At 26.4% G+C, this 18,030-nt stretch carries 15 protein-coding genes; 1 reads left to right on the forward strand and 14 read right to left on the reverse strand.

Translation table 11 applies throughout. From position 1 onward, the window contains the following. Nucleotides 1–173: 173 nt before the first annotated feature. The 13 genes from AC4FQW_RS09960 to AC4FQW_RS10020 form a co-directional block, all read right to left on the reverse strand. Entirely contained in the window at nucleotides 174–1,721 is a 1,548-nt protein-coding gene (locus AC4FQW_RS09960) for a nitrite/sulfite reductase (protein WP_491148876.1), read from the reverse strand. A gap of 489 nt (nucleotides 1,722–2,210) precedes the next feature. Next, nucleotides 2,211–3,416 carry a beta-aspartyl-peptidase gene (gene iadA, locus AC4FQW_RS09965; protein ID WP_491148878.1) on the reverse strand — a complete coding sequence of 402 codons (1,206 nt, stop codon included), beginning with the start codon at nucleotides 3,414–3,416 and terminating at the stop codon, nucleotides 2,211–2,213. A gap of 114 nt (nucleotides 3,417–3,530) precedes the next feature. Beyond that, on the reverse strand, nucleotides 3,531–4,169 hold the full coding sequence (locus AC4FQW_RS09970) for a biliverdin-producing heme oxygenase (protein WP_303130404.1): 639 nt from the start codon (nucleotides 4,167–4,169) through the stop codon (nucleotides 3,531–3,533). Nucleotides 4,170–4,418: 249 nt separating this feature from the next. Continuing rightward, the gene (locus AC4FQW_RS09975; RefSeq protein ID WP_303130405.1) at nucleotides 4,419–4,949 is read right to left on the reverse strand and encodes a chromate transporter; all 531 of its coding nucleotides are present in this window, start codon (nucleotides 4,947–4,949) and stop codon (nucleotides 4,419–4,421) included. A 1-nt stretch (nucleotide 4,950) separates the two neighbouring features. Then, a complete protein-coding gene (locus tag AC4FQW_RS09980) occupies nucleotides 4,951–5,487 on the reverse strand; it encodes a chromate transporter (RefSeq protein WP_303130407.1) in 537 nt (178 codons plus the stop codon). Between the two features lie 148 nt (nucleotides 5,488–5,635). Then, nucleotides 5,636–7,255 carry a phosphoenolpyruvate--protein phosphotransferase gene (ptsP, locus tag AC4FQW_RS09985; protein ID WP_491148880.1) on the reverse strand — a complete coding sequence of 540 codons (1,620 nt, stop codon included), beginning with the start codon at nucleotides 7,253–7,255 and terminating at the stop codon, nucleotides 5,636–5,638. Between the two features lie 439 nt (nucleotides 7,256–7,694). Next, complete coding sequence (gene yjeM, locus AC4FQW_RS09990; protein WP_303129673.1) at nucleotides 7,695–9,194, reverse strand: glutamate/gamma-aminobutyrate family transporter YjeM; 1,500 nt, start codon at nucleotides 9,192–9,194, stop codon at nucleotides 7,695–7,697. Between the two features lie 363 nt (nucleotides 9,195–9,557). Beyond that, on the reverse strand, nucleotides 9,558–10,595 hold the full coding sequence (locus AC4FQW_RS09995; protein ID WP_491148881.1) for a ribonucleotide-diphosphate reductase subunit beta: 1,038 nt from the start codon (nucleotides 10,593–10,595) through the stop codon (nucleotides 9,558–9,560). 22 nt (nucleotides 10,596–10,617) lie between these two features. After that, nucleotides 10,618–12,807 carry a ribonucleoside-diphosphate reductase subunit alpha gene (locus tag AC4FQW_RS10000; RefSeq protein WP_491148966.1) on the reverse strand — a complete coding sequence of 730 codons (2,190 nt, stop codon included), beginning with the start codon at nucleotides 12,805–12,807 and terminating at the stop codon, nucleotides 10,618–10,620. 311 nt (nucleotides 12,808–13,118) lie between these two features. After that, on the reverse strand, nucleotides 13,119–13,475 hold the full coding sequence (locus tag AC4FQW_RS10005; protein ID WP_303129670.1) for an arsenate reductase family protein: 357 nt from the start codon (nucleotides 13,473–13,475) through the stop codon (nucleotides 13,119–13,121). Between the two features lie 56 nt (nucleotides 13,476–13,531). After that, nucleotides 13,532–15,397 carry a HAMP domain-containing sensor histidine kinase gene (locus AC4FQW_RS10010; protein ID WP_303129669.1) on the reverse strand — a complete coding sequence of 622 codons (1,866 nt, stop codon included), beginning with the start codon at nucleotides 15,395–15,397 and terminating at the stop codon, nucleotides 13,532–13,534. Further along, a complete protein-coding gene (locus AC4FQW_RS10015) occupies nucleotides 15,375–16,058 on the reverse strand; it encodes a response regulator transcription factor (protein ID WP_303129666.1) in 684 nt (227 codons plus the stop codon). Before AC4FQW_RS10015 ends, AC4FQW_RS10010 begins: the two co-directional genes overlap by 23 nt. Before the next feature lie 83 nt (nucleotides 16,059–16,141). Then, the gene (locus AC4FQW_RS10020; RefSeq protein WP_303129663.1) at nucleotides 16,142–16,303 is read right to left on the reverse strand and encodes a hypothetical protein; all 162 of its coding nucleotides are present in this window, start codon (nucleotides 16,301–16,303) and stop codon (nucleotides 16,142–16,144) included. Between the two features lie 264 nt (nucleotides 16,304–16,567). On the opposite strand from AC4FQW_RS10020, the gene AC4FQW_RS10025 reads away from it, so the two are divergent. After that, on the forward strand, nucleotides 16,568–17,425 hold the full coding sequence (locus AC4FQW_RS10025; RefSeq protein WP_303129661.1) for a YitT family protein: 858 nt from the start codon (nucleotides 16,568–16,570) through the stop codon (nucleotides 17,423–17,425). Between the two features lie 43 nt (nucleotides 17,426–17,468). Here AC4FQW_RS10025 and AC4FQW_RS10030 read toward each other — a convergent pair whose 3' ends face one another. Next, a complete protein-coding gene (locus tag AC4FQW_RS10030) occupies nucleotides 17,469–18,029 on the reverse strand; it encodes a Fe-S-containing hydro-lyase (protein ID WP_303129659.1) in 561 nt (186 codons plus the stop codon). Between the last annotated feature and the right edge of the window lies 1 nt (nucleotide 18,030).

The following is an 18,030-nucleotide window of genomic DNA, read 5'->3' on the forward strand; positions in this document are numbered from 1 at the left end:
AGTTAATTCTTATTAATTAAGTAAGAATTAAAAGATTTTTAATAATTCTATATTATTATTTGACTTTATAAAGAAATTTATATGATATAATCCAAAATTTCATCTTCCAAATTTAAACAATTAAACTTAAATAAAATAAAAGGGCAAACATTATATGCTTACCCTCTTATTAATTAAACCAAATATTTTTTAGCTATATTATTAAATTTTTCAGTATTGTCACAGTACCATGATTCAAAGTTTAAATTAGCTTTTTCAAGTTCTAAGTATAAATCATATATGAAGTTTGGAATTTCTTCTTCTAACATATCTCCATAATATTCTCCTAATCTTGCACTTCCTACTTCAAAGCTACCATTAACATGTAACTCAAAGCAATTTTTTGGTGCATCATTAACTCTCTTTGTTTTTCCTGCAAATCCTATACTTCCTATTTCATGAACTCCACATGAATTTTGACAACCTGAAATATTAACTAAAGGAAGTAAATCTTTATGAATCTTTTCATTTGATAACTTATCTAATATGCTTTTTAATAAACCTTGACTATTTCTTAACCCCATTTGACATATTGGCACACCTATGCATGATACAGATTGCATTATTTTTAGCTCTCCACCTTTTCCTTTAGTAAGCTCTAATAATAATTCTGCTTCTTTTCCATTAAGATTTCTTATAAAAATTCCTTCTTTTAATGAAAGTCTAAAATCTACATAATCAATATCTTTTGTTGCATCTATTATAGATTTTAAATCTTGCATTTTTAATATTCCACCAATCGGATGAAAATACACACTATAAAGACCATCTTGCTTTTGTTCTATAAGTCTATTATCCTTAATTTCTGTTTTTATTCCTTTCTTAATTATTTCTGTTTCTTTTACATGTATTTTTAAATCTTGTGACTTAACTTCTTCTAAATGTTTCTTATAACACTTAATGAATTCTTCATTTCCCATTCTATCTGCAATATATCTTATACGAGCTTTATTTTTATTTTCATAATCTCCTTCAGCTATAAATAGATTTTTCATAGCTTCAAAATGATATAAAACATCTTCTGCTTTTATAAGCTCATCATATTCTATTGAAAGTCTTGGATTTCTTCCAAGTCCACCTGCTAAATAAACTTTAAATAACTTTTCACCATCTTTGTTTATTGCTAAAAATCCTAAATCTGTTGAAGTTACATGAGGTGCATCTTCAATATTTGTTGCCATAGCAACTTTTATTTTTCTTGGTAATTTATATGTATAAACTTTTTGCATTATATGCTTATTTAATTCTTCTGCATAAGGAGTAACATCAAATGCTTCATTTTTTTCTACTCCTGAAAGAGGTGATATAGCAACGTTTCTTGGGAAGTTTCCACCTGAACCTCTTGTATATATTCCATACTCTAAAGCTTCTTCCATTATATCACATACATCATCTATTCCTAATCCATGTAATTGTATTGCTTGCCTTGTTGTTGGATGAACCCATTCTAAATTATATCTATTAGCCCATTCATATATTTTGCACAAGTCCTCTTTAGATATTCTTCCTGAAGGAGTTTTTAATCTTATCATAAACTCCTTTCCACCTCTGTGCGCATATACACCTAATCCTCCAGATATTCCTTTAAACTGTGCTACATTAAGTTCTTTATTTAAAAACTTATGTCCATTTTCTCTAAATTGAATGATTTCTTCTCTTAATATCTCATTTAATCTATTCACTCTAATTCACCTCTAATAATTTTTTAATTATAACTCTATAATTAATTTTACTCCCTTTATTTGGACATGTAAAAAAGTTATTCTTTATTGTTATTATAAGTAATAACCTATAACCACATAATCCTACATTGTTTATTATAAATAACTTAATTATTTTTATTACATATTTACTTAGGTGAATAATATTAATTAGTTATCAACATATTAGTAAAATATATCCACATAAAACCTAATCAATTCACACTATAAAATAAATATATGTGGACAAATTTGCTCAAAAAAAGTGTAAGTACCTACTTCAGAAAATCAAATAACATATAAGCCGTATACTTACACTAAAAACCTTATAAATTTTACTTAAAAATTGAATCTTAATTTGAAAAATATGCTTTAAATAAAATTAATATTTCTAATAAGAATATTATCCAAAGCTAATTTAATTTATTTATTCTAATATCAATCCTCAACATTAATTTAATTATATTGATTTTACTTTTTTATATAGAAAGATTTTTCTATAGCTTCCTCAAATGTTCCACGTAAAATAGGCTCTCCACTATTAACCATTAACCTTCCCATAGCAATAACTTTATCTATTGATAAGTCATCCTTATTAACAATAACCAAATCTGCATCCTTAAACTTTTCTATTCTTCCTTTATTATTTAATTTAAGTGCATCAGCCACATTTGATGTTATAACTTTAATTGCATCTTCTATTTTTACATTACCCTTATTAATAATCTTTTTAACTTCATCATAAAGACTATCTACACTACAAATACCTAAACCTTCTAATTCTCCTGATTCATTAAAAACAGGCATACTTCCATTTCCATCTGAGGTAAATGTTATTTGATTTATTTTAACTTTATTATTTAATAAATATTCCAAAGCATCTGAAGCTATTAATTCTCCTTCTTCTAAATGCTTTGGGTCTGAGCTTGTTGTGATATCTATATATCCCCCTTTCTTTGTCCATTCAATTCCAGCATTTAATAGTTCTTTTGTCCTACTCATATGAGTTGGTATAACTTGAGTAGACGGAATTTCAGACTCTTCTAACATTCTAAATAAGAAATCCAACTTTCTTGCTCCTCCACCTAAATGAGCATTAACAACTCCTGCTTTTCCAGACAAAAGACCACCAACTCTCGCCTGTGCTACTAAATTTATAAACTCATCAAATCTTGGTTGAGAACTTCTATTATCAGATAATGCAATTTCTCCAACACCTATTACTTCATTAATAAGCATTAAATCACCTTTAATACTATCTGTCATTGTTTTTACTGGAACTTCATAAGAACCTGTATAACATGTTGCAGTAATACCTTCTTCATTAAGTGACTTAACCTTAGCTAGTAATTCTCTCATATTTCTACACACACCATCTGTTCCAATGCATCCATTAACCGTTGTTATTCCTGCTCTTGTTAAATTACTAAGTTGAATTTCTGGTGTTCTTGTTTTAAATCCTCCTTCACCACCGCCACCAATTAAATGTACATGTGCATCTATAAATCCTGGAAATAAGTACTTATTTTCTCCATCATAAACATCAATATTAATAAAATCTTTTGGAATTGAAATATTATTATATATTCCTTCTATTTTATCATTAACTATTACAACATCCTTTTTTCCTAAACTTTCTGGACTATAAATCTCTATATTTTTTATAATCTTAATCATATAAATATCACTCCTAATAAAATATATCTTTAGTTTTTCCCATTTATAACTTATTTAAAATACAAAAAGAGATAATCTAAGTTAGATTATCTCTTTAAATTTATTAAATATATTTTATTGTTTTGAGAATACCAATTCATTTGAGATAGCTATGTTATAAACATATGAATTAGCCACTTCATCTATAAATTTCTCTTTTAAACTATCATTTAAATTAATATTATTTAATTTATTATGATAATTCATAATAAATACTCTCATACTATCTCCATCTTCTAATGATTTATATTTATAATAATTTAAGCCTTCTTCTTCGATTTTATATGTTTCTTTTAACATAGCATATATAGTTCTTCCACCAAAAAGATCCGCTAAATATCTAGTATAAGCATGTGCAACTAAAAGTTCTGGATTTTCTCTTCCAAGTTCATTAATTCTTTCAATATAAGCCTTTGTTGATGCAAGGATATTCATTGATTTTAATTTTTCTCCTAATAAAAATCTCAAATCCTTATATATTTCTTCTGAACGATATACTTCTTTAATTGCAAATTCCTTAACAACTTCATTAGTTGAATACTTTTCTAAATTAAATTCTATAGTTTTATATATTTCATAAAGATTAAATAAGTATTCTGAATAACTTTCTCTTGTTACTTTACCATCAAGTAAATCCTTTAAAAATCCTGTTTTCTCAGCAACATCATGTAATACATCACTATTTTTTTTAATATCTTTCATAAAAGAATTCATAAAAAACAACCTCCTAACGTTTAACTAAAATAATTTATATTTAAATTCCGCCTTAATGTCTATCCCTAATATGGATAAATAATATTACTTTAATTTAAAATATTCAATCTCATTATTTTATTAAATTTTTTTAAAATTAACCTTTACAGATGTTTTTTATTGAATTATATATATATATCTTAATAATACTCAATAATGATTGTTAATTAATAACTTATTAACCTTATGTTAATCATAGTGATTATCTGTTTAAAAGTTAGAATATATTATAATTCCAAATATTGCTGAAAGTATTATAGATATTATTGGATGTACTTTCTTAGAAAATAGTAATATACCAATTATTATAGTTATAATAATTGATTTTATATCTACATAAGCATCTTTTGCTAAATCAAAAAAAGCTTGTATTATTAAAGCTATAAGTACAGGTCTCATTGCAAGTAATGCACCTTTTAAAACTTTTGATTTTTTAAACTTTTCCATTGCCTTTGATGCAATAGATACTAATATAAAAGACATTGTAACAACACCTAAAGTTGCTGCTAAGCTTCCTAAAATACCAGAAACCTTAAATCCAACAAAAGTAGCAGAATTTATTGCTATCGGACCTGGCGTCATTTGAGAGATTCCTATTATATCCATAAATTGATTTATATCTATCCATTTATAATTGTATATTATTTCTCTTTGAATAAAAGGTATCATAGCATAACCGCCGCCAAAACTTACAGCACCTATTTTTAAAAATACTAAATATAGTTTTAATATTAAGTTCAAGCTATTCAACCTTCTTTCTTAAAAATATAGCTCCATATATAGCGGAAGTTACTATTACTATTATTGGATTAATGTTAAATACTATTAATGCAATTAATGCTAATAATAATATAATTATGTTTCTTAAATTTCTATTTATACCTTTAGCTAAGCTAAACACTCCCGTTAAAACCAAAATTGGAACTGCAGAAGATATCCCCTTAAAAGCAAGATTAACATAGTAATTATGTCTAAACTGCATAAATAATGTTGCAATAAAAAGTATTATTAAAAAGGATGGTAATGCAACTCCAATAAGAGCAACAACAGCGCCAATAAAACCTGCTATATTATATCCGATAAAAATAGAGCAATTTACAGCCATTGCACCTGGAAAACTCTGAGATACAACTAAAATGTCCATAAATTCCTCTTTAGATACCCAACTCTGTTTTTTAACTACTTCTTCTTCAATTATAGGAATCATTGCATATCCTCCACCAAAAGTAAATGCTCCTATTTTGAAAAAAGTAATAAACATCTTAAAAACTTTATCCACAAAGTCACCTCCAATAACTATTAAATATACACATATTTTATCACAACTTATTATAATACTTTTAAATTATAATAAGCGTGAACAAAAGTTCACGCTTAAATACTGGGTAATTATCTTATTTAAATTGTGTTATTTATAGAAAAATATATTATTCTTGATCTAAAATAATCTTCTTAGCAGTTAATATTGATGATGCACTCATTGAGAATTCATCTAATCCATATTCTACTAATGTTGGTATAGCAGCTTCATCTCCTGCCATTTCTCCGCACATTCCAACCCATTTACCATGCTTGTGTGCTCCATCTATAGTCATCTTTATTAATCTAAGTACAGCTGGATGCATTGGGTTGTAAAGGTATGATACCTTTTCACTCATTCTATCTGCAGCTAATGTGTATTGAATTAAGTCATTTGTTCCTATTGAGAAGAAATCCACTTCTTTAGCTAATTCATCAGCCATAACAGCAGCAGCTGGTATTTCTACCATGATTCCCCATTGAATTGAATCTGAGAATTCTTTTCCTTCTGCTTTAAGTTCAGCCTTACACTCTTCAACAACTTCCTTAGCTGATCTGAATTCTTGAATTCCTGAAATCATTGGGAACATTACTGCAAGATTTCCGTATACTGAAGCTCTAAGTAATGCTCTTAATTGTACTTTGAATAATTCTTTTCTATCTAAACAAAGTCTAATTGCTCTATATCCTAAGAATGGATTCATTTCTTCTGGTAATGGTAAATATGGTAAAGTCTTATCTCCACCAATATCAAGAGTTCTTATAACAACTTGATTTCCATTCATCTTTTCTAAAACATATTTATATGCTTCATATTGCTCTTCTTCTGTTGGAGCACTATCTCTATCCATATATAAAAATTCAGTTCTAAATAGTCCTATTCCATCTCCACCATTAGCTAAAACACCTTCAACATCCTCTGCTTTTCCAATGTTTCCGCAAACTTCAATTCTTTTTCCTGATTTAGTTACTGTTTTAACTTCGATTAACTTCTTAAGTTCTTCTTGCTCTTTTAAGAAAGCTTCTCTTTTTGATTCATATTCTTTAACTGTAGCTTCATCTGGATTTATAATAACAATTCCTTCAATACCATCAACTATTATTGAGTCTCCAGTTTTAACTGATTTTGTTATATCTCCAAGACCAACAACTGCAGGAATTTCTAATGTTCTAGCCATAATAGCTGAGTGTGAAGTTCTTCCTCCAATGTTAGTTAAGAAAGCTACAACTTTACTTCTATCTAATTGAGCTGTATCTGATGGAGTTAAATCTTCAGCAACAACTATAGTATTTCCTTCAGTTATTGCAAAAGCATCTCCGCCTTTTCCAGCTAAGTTTGAAATTATTCTCTTTGAAACGTCTTTTATATCAGCTGCTCTTTCTCTCATGTAAGCATCTTCCATTGATTCAAATATCATAACGAAAGTATTTGTTACATTTTCAACAGCTTTCATTGCATTTAAGCTATTATTCTCTATTTCCATAGCCATAGCGCCTGTAAATTCTGGATCATCAAGTAAAGTTATGTGTGCCTCAAACACAGCAGCCTTTTCTTCTCCCATTTCAACAGCGGCTTTAGCTTTTATTCCTTCTAGCTGCTCCCTAGCTGCATCTAGTGCTTTTTGTAATTTTTCTTTTTCTGCGATTACATCTGTGATTTTCTCATCTGTTATTACTATTTCTTCATGCTCTTGTAAGAATACTTTTCCTATTGCGTATCCTTTTGAAGCAGCAATACCTTTTTTCATAATAAAACCCTCCTTAATTATGTTACTTTTCTGAAAATTAAGTACATAAAAAAAAATGTTATCTAATAACTAATCTTATGATAACTTTTACAATGTTAAGTACAACCTTTAATAATTATATCATAATTTATCGACTTGTTAAGACATATTATAATTTTTTTTGTCATTTATTATAATATTTAATACACATATTGTTGTAAATAATTTCATTTTATTGATTATTATTAAATTTATACAATTTTTATTTATTTTTTTAAATTAATACAATATATAGTTGTTCTATACTACATTTATAATATATATCTATATGTTATATTCTACTCAAACTAATACTTTTAATGTAATCTTTTTATTTTTTATAAAAACTTTTATCAATAATAATTCATTAAACTTTAATGTGCACAATAAAATTATAATTTTATTGTGCACATTATTTAAATTAACCTAATTTCTTTTTCTTTCTTTCATATCTATCATATAAGATTATTGCAGCTCCTCCAAATACTATTGGTCCTGCTATTTGGAATATTGTAGCTACGTAATCCTTTGATTCTATAATTGGTTGTATTATAGTGAATATATTTGCAAAAGTTATTGTAATAACAACAATTATTGTCCATATAGTTGTTGATGTATGTGTTTTAAACACTTCAAAAGGTTTATCTATATCCTTATTTTTCTTAAATGGGATAAATGCTAATGCTATAAACACATAAGGCACTGTCATTGCAACATTTCCCATAAGTATTAAGTAGTTTAAGAACTTAGATACTGATTCTCCACCAAAAGATGTAATTAATATTATTGCAATTACTATAGCACATTGAACTATCATAGCATTTCTTGGCATATTATTTTTATCAAGAACTACCCATGACTTTGGCCATATTCCTTTTGGAGTTCCTTCTATAAGTTGCTTAAGTGGTGAATATATAATTGTAAAGAATGCTCCCATTAAGGCTAAGAACATTGAAAGTCCTATAAATCTTGCAAATATACTATACAATATGTGACATGTTGATGCTGATAAATGTAAAGCCTGACCTAATGAATATCCTAAGTTACCCATTACTATATATGCTACATTTGCCATATTAACAGTTTTATCATTTAAAGCAACATTCCAGTTAGTAAAAAATCCTACACATAAAATTTCTATTGAATACGCTGTTGCAATAACTATAGCTGAAATTTTTATTCCTTTAGGGAATGTTTTTTCTGCATCTTTTGTTTGGTCAACTAAACCACCTATAACTTCAATTCCACCATAAGCAAATATAGCAAAAACTAAAAATCCTAAAATTCCTATTGGTGATTGGTATGATGGATTAGGTGATGAAACTAATGCATGTGCATCTATTGGTTGTGCAAATTTAAATCCATTTAAAGCAAGAATTATTATTGATATTATAAATAATAATATGTTAGCAAAAGCTGAAAAAGCTCCTCCTATTGATGTAACTTTTGTTATTTTATTTAATCCCTTTGATGCTGTAAATGTAATGACAAGAAGTAATATTACTGCAAATATTGCCATTGTCTTTGGTGCACTTAATCCAAATATTGATAATGTTGATGTTCTATCTATACCAAATACTAAATTTGATAATGGAACCCATATTGATGAAGAAACTGATACCATCCAAATTATATTTGATGCATACCACATAAATGTAACTATAAATGCATACTTTTCTCCAACTGACCTATTCATCCATGAGTAAATACCGCCTTTTTCTTTTCTAAATGCAGCTCCATATTCACACATCATAAATGCATATGGTATAAAGAATGTTATAGCAGATATTATGTACCATGGAATAGCAGCATATCCCATAAGATAATACGCTCTAGCTATATTAGTAAATCCAAATACTGATGTAAATATCATTAAAATTAATGATATTAAAGTTAACTTTTGACCTTTTCCATCACTCATAATTATACCCCCAAAATTTATATAAATTCTTTAATTATAATTTACACTTTTTATTTATCCATATTTTTTATTTAATCATATTTTTTTAATAAAGTTATCTATTTTTATGAATATTTATTTTCAATACACTTTAATTTCACAAACTTCAAATTTTATTAATAAAAATCATTATAATTTTGATAAATTAATTTTTATCAACACAAATATTTTTAATTTTGTGGGTAATATATTTTAATTTGTTAATTATTTATTTAAACAAGGAAAGCTATATTTAATAATATATTTATAAGTTATTAATTTTTTATTCAAGTGCAAAAAAGAACTAAATTATTTTTATAATTTAGTTCTTTTTATGAATATCTTTTATAAATCATCAATAAGTGTTGCTGCTTTTGCATACGCAGTTGATTTTGCTTCAAAGAAATCTGTTTTAACTGAATTAGCATTTGCTTGCCTATCCACCCATTCTGCTGGATTATTATCATATCCTTCATATAATTTAGGAAGCCCAATTGCTATTAATCTTATATTACCTAAATATTTTATATAGCTTTGAATAAGATTTTTATTTATTCCTTGTATAGTATCACCTATTACATAATGTCCCCAAGCAATTTCATTCTCTACACCTATTTTCATCATTTCAATTAATTCTTCTTTAAGTTCTTTTGTAAATATTTCTGGTTCTTCTTTTTGAAGTTCTCTTATAATATTTCTAAACAACCAAAGATGCGTATTTTCATCTCTATTTATATATCTTATTTCTTGAGCTGAACCTGGCATCTTTCCGTTTCTTTCTAAATTATAGAAGAACATAAAACCTGAATAAAAATATACTCCTTCTAGTATATAGTTAGCCATTATTGTTCTTAATAAATTATGTTTTGTTGGTTCATTTAAAAATTTATTGTATTGATCTCCTATAAATTTATTTCTTTCAAGAAGTATCTTATCATCTTTCCATTGATATAATATCTCATTTCTTTTCTCAGGTGAACATATTGTATCTAACATATAACTATAGCTTTGTGAATGAACAGCTTCTTGGAAAGCCTGAATAGTTAAACAAAGATTAACTTCACTTGCAGTTATATAGTTATTTATATTAGAAAGATTTGCTGTTTGAATTGAGTCTAAAAATATTAAAAATGATAATATCTTATCATAAGCAGTTCTTTCTTCTTCTGTTAACTTCTTATAGTCTTTTAAATCTTGTGCTAAATTTATTTCTTCTGGAATCCAGAAATTATTCATACCTTGCCTGTACCAATCTGATACCCATGTATACTTCATATTATTAAAATCATTAAGATTTGTAGTATTTCCATTTATCATTTTCTTTTTTGAAGTTTCTGTATCTCCAAATTCATTGAACAATGGTTTTTTATTTATATCAAACATTTAGTATTACCCTCCTAAAATTCTATGCAGAACAACTTTCACAATCTGATACTTCTAGTGATTTACTTCTTACATAATATATTGACTTAACTCCAGCCTTACACGCATCTATATAAAGGTTCATTATTTGTCTCATTGTATAATTAGTTGTTATATAAAGATTAAATGATTGACCTTGGTCTATATGTCTTTGCCTTACACCATTCATTTCTATACACCATTTTTGATCTATATTATATGCTGAATTATAATACCAATAAGTATCTTCTGAAAGATTTGGTGCAGTCTTTGGAACTATACTACCTTTTTTCTCTTCAAGCCAAAATCTTGATATTACAGGATCTACCCCTTCTGAAGTTCCAGCTAAAGTTGCAGTTGAACCATTTGGTGCTATAGCCATAAGATATCCATTTCTCATACCATAAGTATTTATTTCTTCTCTTAGTTTATTCCACTTATCTGAAGTATATCCTCTTAACTTAAAGTAATCTCCATTGTCCCAATCTGAACCTTCAAATTCACTATACCTTCCCTTTTCTTTTGCTATCTTCATGCTAGCTTTTATAGCATAATAATTTATATTTTCATAAACTTTATCAGCAAATTCTCTATGTTCTTCAGCAGTAAAGTGAATACTATTATTTGCAAGCATATGATGATAACCTGATGTTCCAAGTCCTACCCCTCTATATTTTTTATTTGTTATTTCTGCATAAGGAACTGAATAATAATTTAAATCTATAACATTATCCATAGCTCTTATCTGTGTTTCAACAACATATTCTATTTCTTCTTCTCTTGTAAAATCAATATTTCCAAGAACTATTGATGAAAGGTTACATACAACAAAATCTCCTGATTTAGTTTTTTCAACTACAATTTTCTCTCCATCTTCATCAATTATTTCTGCTTCTCTTATATCCATGGCACTCATATTTTGCATTATTTCTGTACAAAGATTTGATGAATATATCATTCCTTTATGCTTATTTGGATTCATTTTATTTGCTGCATCTCTAAAGAATGCAAAAGGTGTTCCAGTTTCAGCAGCACTTTTAATTATTAAACGTACTATATCTTTGACTTTCATTATACGCTTATCTATTCTATCATCATGAACACAATCATAATATCTTTTTTCCCATTCTTCTCCATAAAAATCTTCTAAAGAATATCCTTTAACCTGTCTTATCTCATGTGGGCACATCATGTACCAATTAGCATCTATATCCTCCTCTGCAAGTCTCCAGAAAAGATTTGGATAACAAAGTGCTGGAAATATATCATGAGCTTTTTTTCTATCATCCCCATTATTAGTTCTTACTTGTAGAAACTCTGGTATATCTTTATGCCAAGCATCAAGCCATATAGCAACTGAACCATTTCTAACTCCAAGTTGATCTACTGCTATTGCTGTATCATTAAATAGTTTAACCCAAGGTATTACTCCGCCTGATGCTCCTTTAAATCCTCTAATAGGTGATCCAAGAGCTCTTATTTTCCCAATATAAATTCCCATTCCGCCACCAAACTTTGATACTTCAGAAAAATTATCTAATGACTTATATATACCTTTTAAACTATCATTTACAGTATCTATAAAACATGAACTTAATTGATAGAAAGGCTTTCTTGCATTTGCCATTGTTGGAGTTGCCATTGTTGCTTTTAATGAACTTAAAACATTATAAAATCTCTTTGCCCAATATATTCTATTTTCTTTCTTTTCTGGAATAGCTAAATGCATAGCTATTCCCATAAACATTTGCTGTGGTAACTCCAATACCTTTCTATTAAAATCTTCTATTAAATATCTCTCACTTAATAACTTTATTCCACTATAAGTAAAAAGAAAATCTCTTTCTGGTTTAATTTCTTTTTCTAATTCATATATATCTTCCTTTGAATAATTTTCAAGTATATATTTACCATATAACTTTTCTTCCGTTAACTGTTCTATAAATTTATATAAATTGCTATATAGATTTTCATCATTATTTAAACCTCTATTACTTTTTACTTCATCATAAAGCTTATGAACATATAGCCTTGAAGCTACATTTTGCCAATCTGGTTCCATATCTGTAGTAAGCTCTAAGGATACCTGAATTAATGAGTTCCTTATATCTTTATATCCCATATTAGGTCTTATTATTAAATTTAACTTTTCTTGTAATCTTTCTATTGTATATATATCCGATCTATTATTAATTGACTTTAGTCCTATCTCACAAAGTTCACGTATTATATCCACTAGCCTTCTCCTCCAACTATATATAGTATATTTATATTGCATTTACTCCAAACCAACACAATATATTGACTAATATATTATAGTTTTTATAATTAATTGTGTAAAATTTTATAAAGGTTGCTATACTATTATATCACCTCTTTTTATTTAATAATCTTTAAAATTCTCACTATTTTAATAATCTTTATCCTTTGACAATTCAAACTATAAGATATTAATTATTTACTTACTAATATAAAAAAGACCCATAACATTATGGATCTTTTCTATTACTTTAACTTTTCTTCCCACTCAGCTTCTTTAAAACCAACTAATACTTCATTATCGCCTATAATTAATGGTCTTTTTACCATCATTCCATCTTCTGATAATATATCTAAAAGTTCATCTTCTGATAAAACTTTTACCTTATCTTTCATTCCCTTTTCTCTATACAATACTCCACTTGTATTAAAAAACTTTTTAATCTCTAAGTTACTCTTTTTAAGCCATTCTTTTAATTCTTCTTTACTTGGGTTATTAAGTTTTATATCTCTATCTTCAAAATCTATTTTATTTTCTTCTAACCATTTCTTTGCTCTTCTACAAGTTGTGCATTTTGGATATTCTACAAATAAATATTTCATATTATCACTCCTTAAATAAATATTATTTAATATTTATTATTAATATATCACATATTTTATTTAATCTCATCTATTTTTGTATAATTATCTCCATCAAATGGTAAGAAAACATATATCTTGAATAAATCACCATCTCTTTTAATTCTAGTAACTCCATTATGAAGTTCTACTATGCTTTTTGTTATTGCAAGACCAAGACCAGAACCTTCAACAACTGAAGTTCTAGATTTATCCCCTCTTGCAAACCTTTCAAACATTTCCGTTTCATCAAATTCCATTTCATAATTTGCTACATTTTTAAATGAAATTAACGCACCATTTTCTTCTTTAATTATAGAAACATATACCCTTGTTTCTTCAAGAGAATATTTAAGTGCATTTATTACTATATTTTCAATAACTCTTGAAATCATTATTCCATCTAAATCCATTATTATTTGGTCTTCTTCACACTCTACTTTAAACTCAATCTTTTTATTTTCATATAAAGATGAATATTCACCTATAACTTGATAAATTAAAGAAACTATATCTATTTTTTCTTTTTTAAGTTGTATTTTTCCTGAATTTATCTTTGATACTTCAAATAAGTCTTCTATAAGTGATTTTAATTTATTAGATTTTTTCTCTAATATCTTTAAATAATCTTTTCTTTCTTCATTTGATATTCTATCATCTTGAAGAATATTTACATAATTTATTATTGATGTTAATGGAGTTTTTAAATCATGAGAAACATTTGATATAAGTTCTGTTTTTAATCTTTCATTTTGAAGTGCTTCTTCAACAGCTATATTATATCCTTCTTTCATTTTATTTATATTTTCGATTAATTCTCTAGTTTCTCCGCCTCCAATTTCTTTTATTGTATGCTCAAAATTACCATCATTTATTATTTTAAGGTCATCTTTAATCATTCCGATTTCTATATTTCTTTTTATTGAATACAATAAAACTATCATTTGCAACGCAATAAGTAAAAAACTTCCTTTAAAAGGATATGCTGCAAAGAAATTTACTATTATATTTTTTTCTGTTCCACCAATTGCTAAAAGATATAAGTACACTATATAAAAAATTATACTTATAACTATTGCTGTTATTAAAGTCCTTCTAGGTCCTTTATATTTAAATACATGTTTAAATACATATATTATATCTTTTATTATATTACCTCTTATTAAAACTTTTCCTTTTTTACTTAAGAATACATATAGTACTTTAAATATTAAAAATACATCTATAAGAATCATTATTATAAATAAAATAAACTCTTTTATATATGAATTTATTTTATTTACATATTTAATTTCACTTGTGTAATATATTTCTTCAAAGTTCTTAAGTATCTTTCCTGAATACTCGGGTAGATTATCATCAGGGTCGTTAATTAAATCATTAAATAAATTAACATTATTGCAACTATATGTAATTATATGATCTCCTTTATATTTTTCCTCAATAACTTTATAAAGACTATCACCTTGAACCTTTTTTACGCCTTCAAAAAACGGATCATTTGTAAATATATCATCATTATATTTATTTCTTATTATAAAATAAATTCCCTCTGGTAATTCTTTTTGAGAATTACTTTTTGAGTAAAAACTATTATTAAAAATTTCTTTTCTTATTTCATCCTTTTGCTGTTCTGTTGAATATAATAACTTTTTTAATCCATCAGTTCTGTCATATATATCTTTACTTAAAGACTTGCTGTCTGCTTTTAATGAATTTTTGCAAAATGTACTTCTATCAAATACAGCTTCTATAACTCCAGTACCAGATTTAGTACTAGGGCTATTTTTATACTTTATTAGTGCATCCATACATATTCCTGTTATTACAATTACCAATAAAATCTCTATAAGCCAGACATTATTAAAGTATTTTTTTACTTTATTTTTCAATCTTATATCCAATTCCCCATACCACCTTTATATACTCTGGGTCTTTTGTGTTAATTTCTATTTTTTCTCTTATTCTTCTAATATGAACTGTTACTGTATTTTCACTTTTATAAAAAGGTTCTTCCCAGACTTTTTCATAAATTTCTTTTATTGAAAAAACTCTTCCAAGATTAGATGCTAAAAGTAAAAGTATCTTATATTCTGTCGCTGTAACTTTAATCTCCTCTCCCCTAACTCTAACACTTTTAGCTATAGTATCTATTTCTAAATCTTTTACTTTTATAAAATCTTTATTATCTACTGATAATGGATTCTCATATCTTCGAAGCTGTGATTTTACTCTAGCTACTAATTCTAAATGATTAAACGGTTTTGTTATATAATCATCTGCCCCTACGTTTAATCCTAATATTTTATCTGAATCCTCACCTTTAGCAGAAAGCATTATTATAGGAATATTATTGTTTTCTCTAATTTTTAAGCACGTCTTTATACCATCTAATTTAGGCATCATTATATCAAGAATTATTAAATGCACATTTTTTTCTTCTAAAATTTCTAATGCTTCAATACCATTACTTGCATTAAATACATTTAAATTTTCACCTCTTAAGTAAATATTTATTGCATCTCTTATTTCTCTCTCATCATCTACTACTAAGATATTATACATATTAAAATAACACTCCTTCCTTATATTTATATTATCGTAATTTAGCTTAAAAAAACATCTATCTTTGTTACGAAAATATTAAACTATTTATTTTCTATTTTAGTTTCTGAATTTATTTCATTGTTAAAACTGTTACTTTTATTATTTATAGATGTCTTTATTAAAATAAAAATACATATAAAAATTAATATAAATAATATAATCTTTTTTGTCTTTAAATTTCCAGGTAATCTAACTCTATTCATAATCATAAACCTCTCTTTTTTATAATATATTTTAATTATGTTTTATTTAAATAATACTGTCTATAAATTATATCTATATAATATAGATATATCCTTTTATTTAAAGGTATTTATACTATTAATGATTATATTAACCCTATTAGTAAATAATCCTAAATTCTAGCTAATTGTACTGCTTTTTACACATTAACTTTATTGTAAATTTTATATATAATATACGAAGGTATTTATATTTTTTTATGATAAATTTTTAGGAGAATTTTTATGATTAAACTATTAAAAAGTAAAACTTTTTTACTTGATGTAATTTTAATTTTTATTGGATGTATAATAGCTTCACTTGGAGTTAATTTATTTTTAACTCATGCTAGATTGTTAAGTGGTGGAGCTACCGGTGTTGCACTTATATTTCAATACTTAACCGGCGTCCAAGCAGGTATAGTTGTATTCTTATTAAATGTACCTTTATTTTTATTAAGCTATAAAAAACTTAGTAAATCTTTTACTCTTTATTCTGCTATTGGTATGTTATCATTATCCCTAGCACTTATTATAACAAAACCACTATCAACACTTATAGCAGTTAATGATATTTTATTATATTGTATTTATGGTGGAGTTCTTTGTGGTGCAGGATATGGAATAGTTTTTTTAAGAAACGGATCTACTGGCGGAACTGATATTATAACTATGCTTATTAGAAAAAAATACTCTAATTTTGAAATTGGTAAGCTTGGATTTATATTAAATTGTATAATAGTTATATTAGGTGCTATAATTTTCGGTATACCTAAAGCACTATATACATTACTTTCTATATTTATTCAAGGAGTTGTCTTAGATAGAGTACTTAGAGGTTTAGATAGTAAAAAACTAATGCTTATAATAACAAGTCAAAGTCAAAATGTTATAGATTTTGTTATTAAAGATATTCATAGAGGTGTTACTTCAATTCCTATTGAAGGTGAATACACTCATAAAAAAGCTAAAATGCTTTATTGTGTTGTAAAAACTAGAGAAATGGTAACTTTAAAAAATAAAATTTACGCAATTGATCCCATGGCCTTTATTACAATAATGGATACATCTGAAGTAAAGGGTAAAGGCTTTAAAACAGTGTAAATAACAAAGGTAAGAGAATACTCTCTTACCTTTTATTAATTTATTACTTGCAATATAATTTTTTATACTCTTTTCTTCCTTTTAAATAAAGATTATTTCCCTCTGAATCTATTATAACAACTACTGGAAAATCCTTAACCTCTAATTTTCTTACTGCTTCTGCACCCAAATCCTCATAAAGTATTATCTCTGATTTTACTATACTTTTTCCTATAAGTGCAGCAGCTCCTCCAATTGCTCCGAAATAAACTGCTTTATTTTTCTTTATTGATTCAATTACTTCATCATTTCTAAGGCCTTTTCCAATCATTCCTTTAAGACCTAAATCTAAAAGTTTTGGTGAATAAGCATCCATTCTATAACTAGTTGTTGGACCTGCTGATCCTATAACTTGTCCTTCTCTAGCCGGAGTTGGTCCTACATAATATATTATTTCATTTTCTATATTTATAGGTAATTTTTCATCTTTGTCTATAAGTTCTATAAGTCTTTTATGTGCCGCATCTCTTGCTGTATATATAGTCCCTGATAAAAGAACAGAATCTCCACATTTTAAATCTTTAACTTTATCAATTGTTAAAGGTGTTGTTAGTTTCTTAACCATA

It is taken from the genome of Clostridium sp. TJA085 (assembly GCF_058310235.1).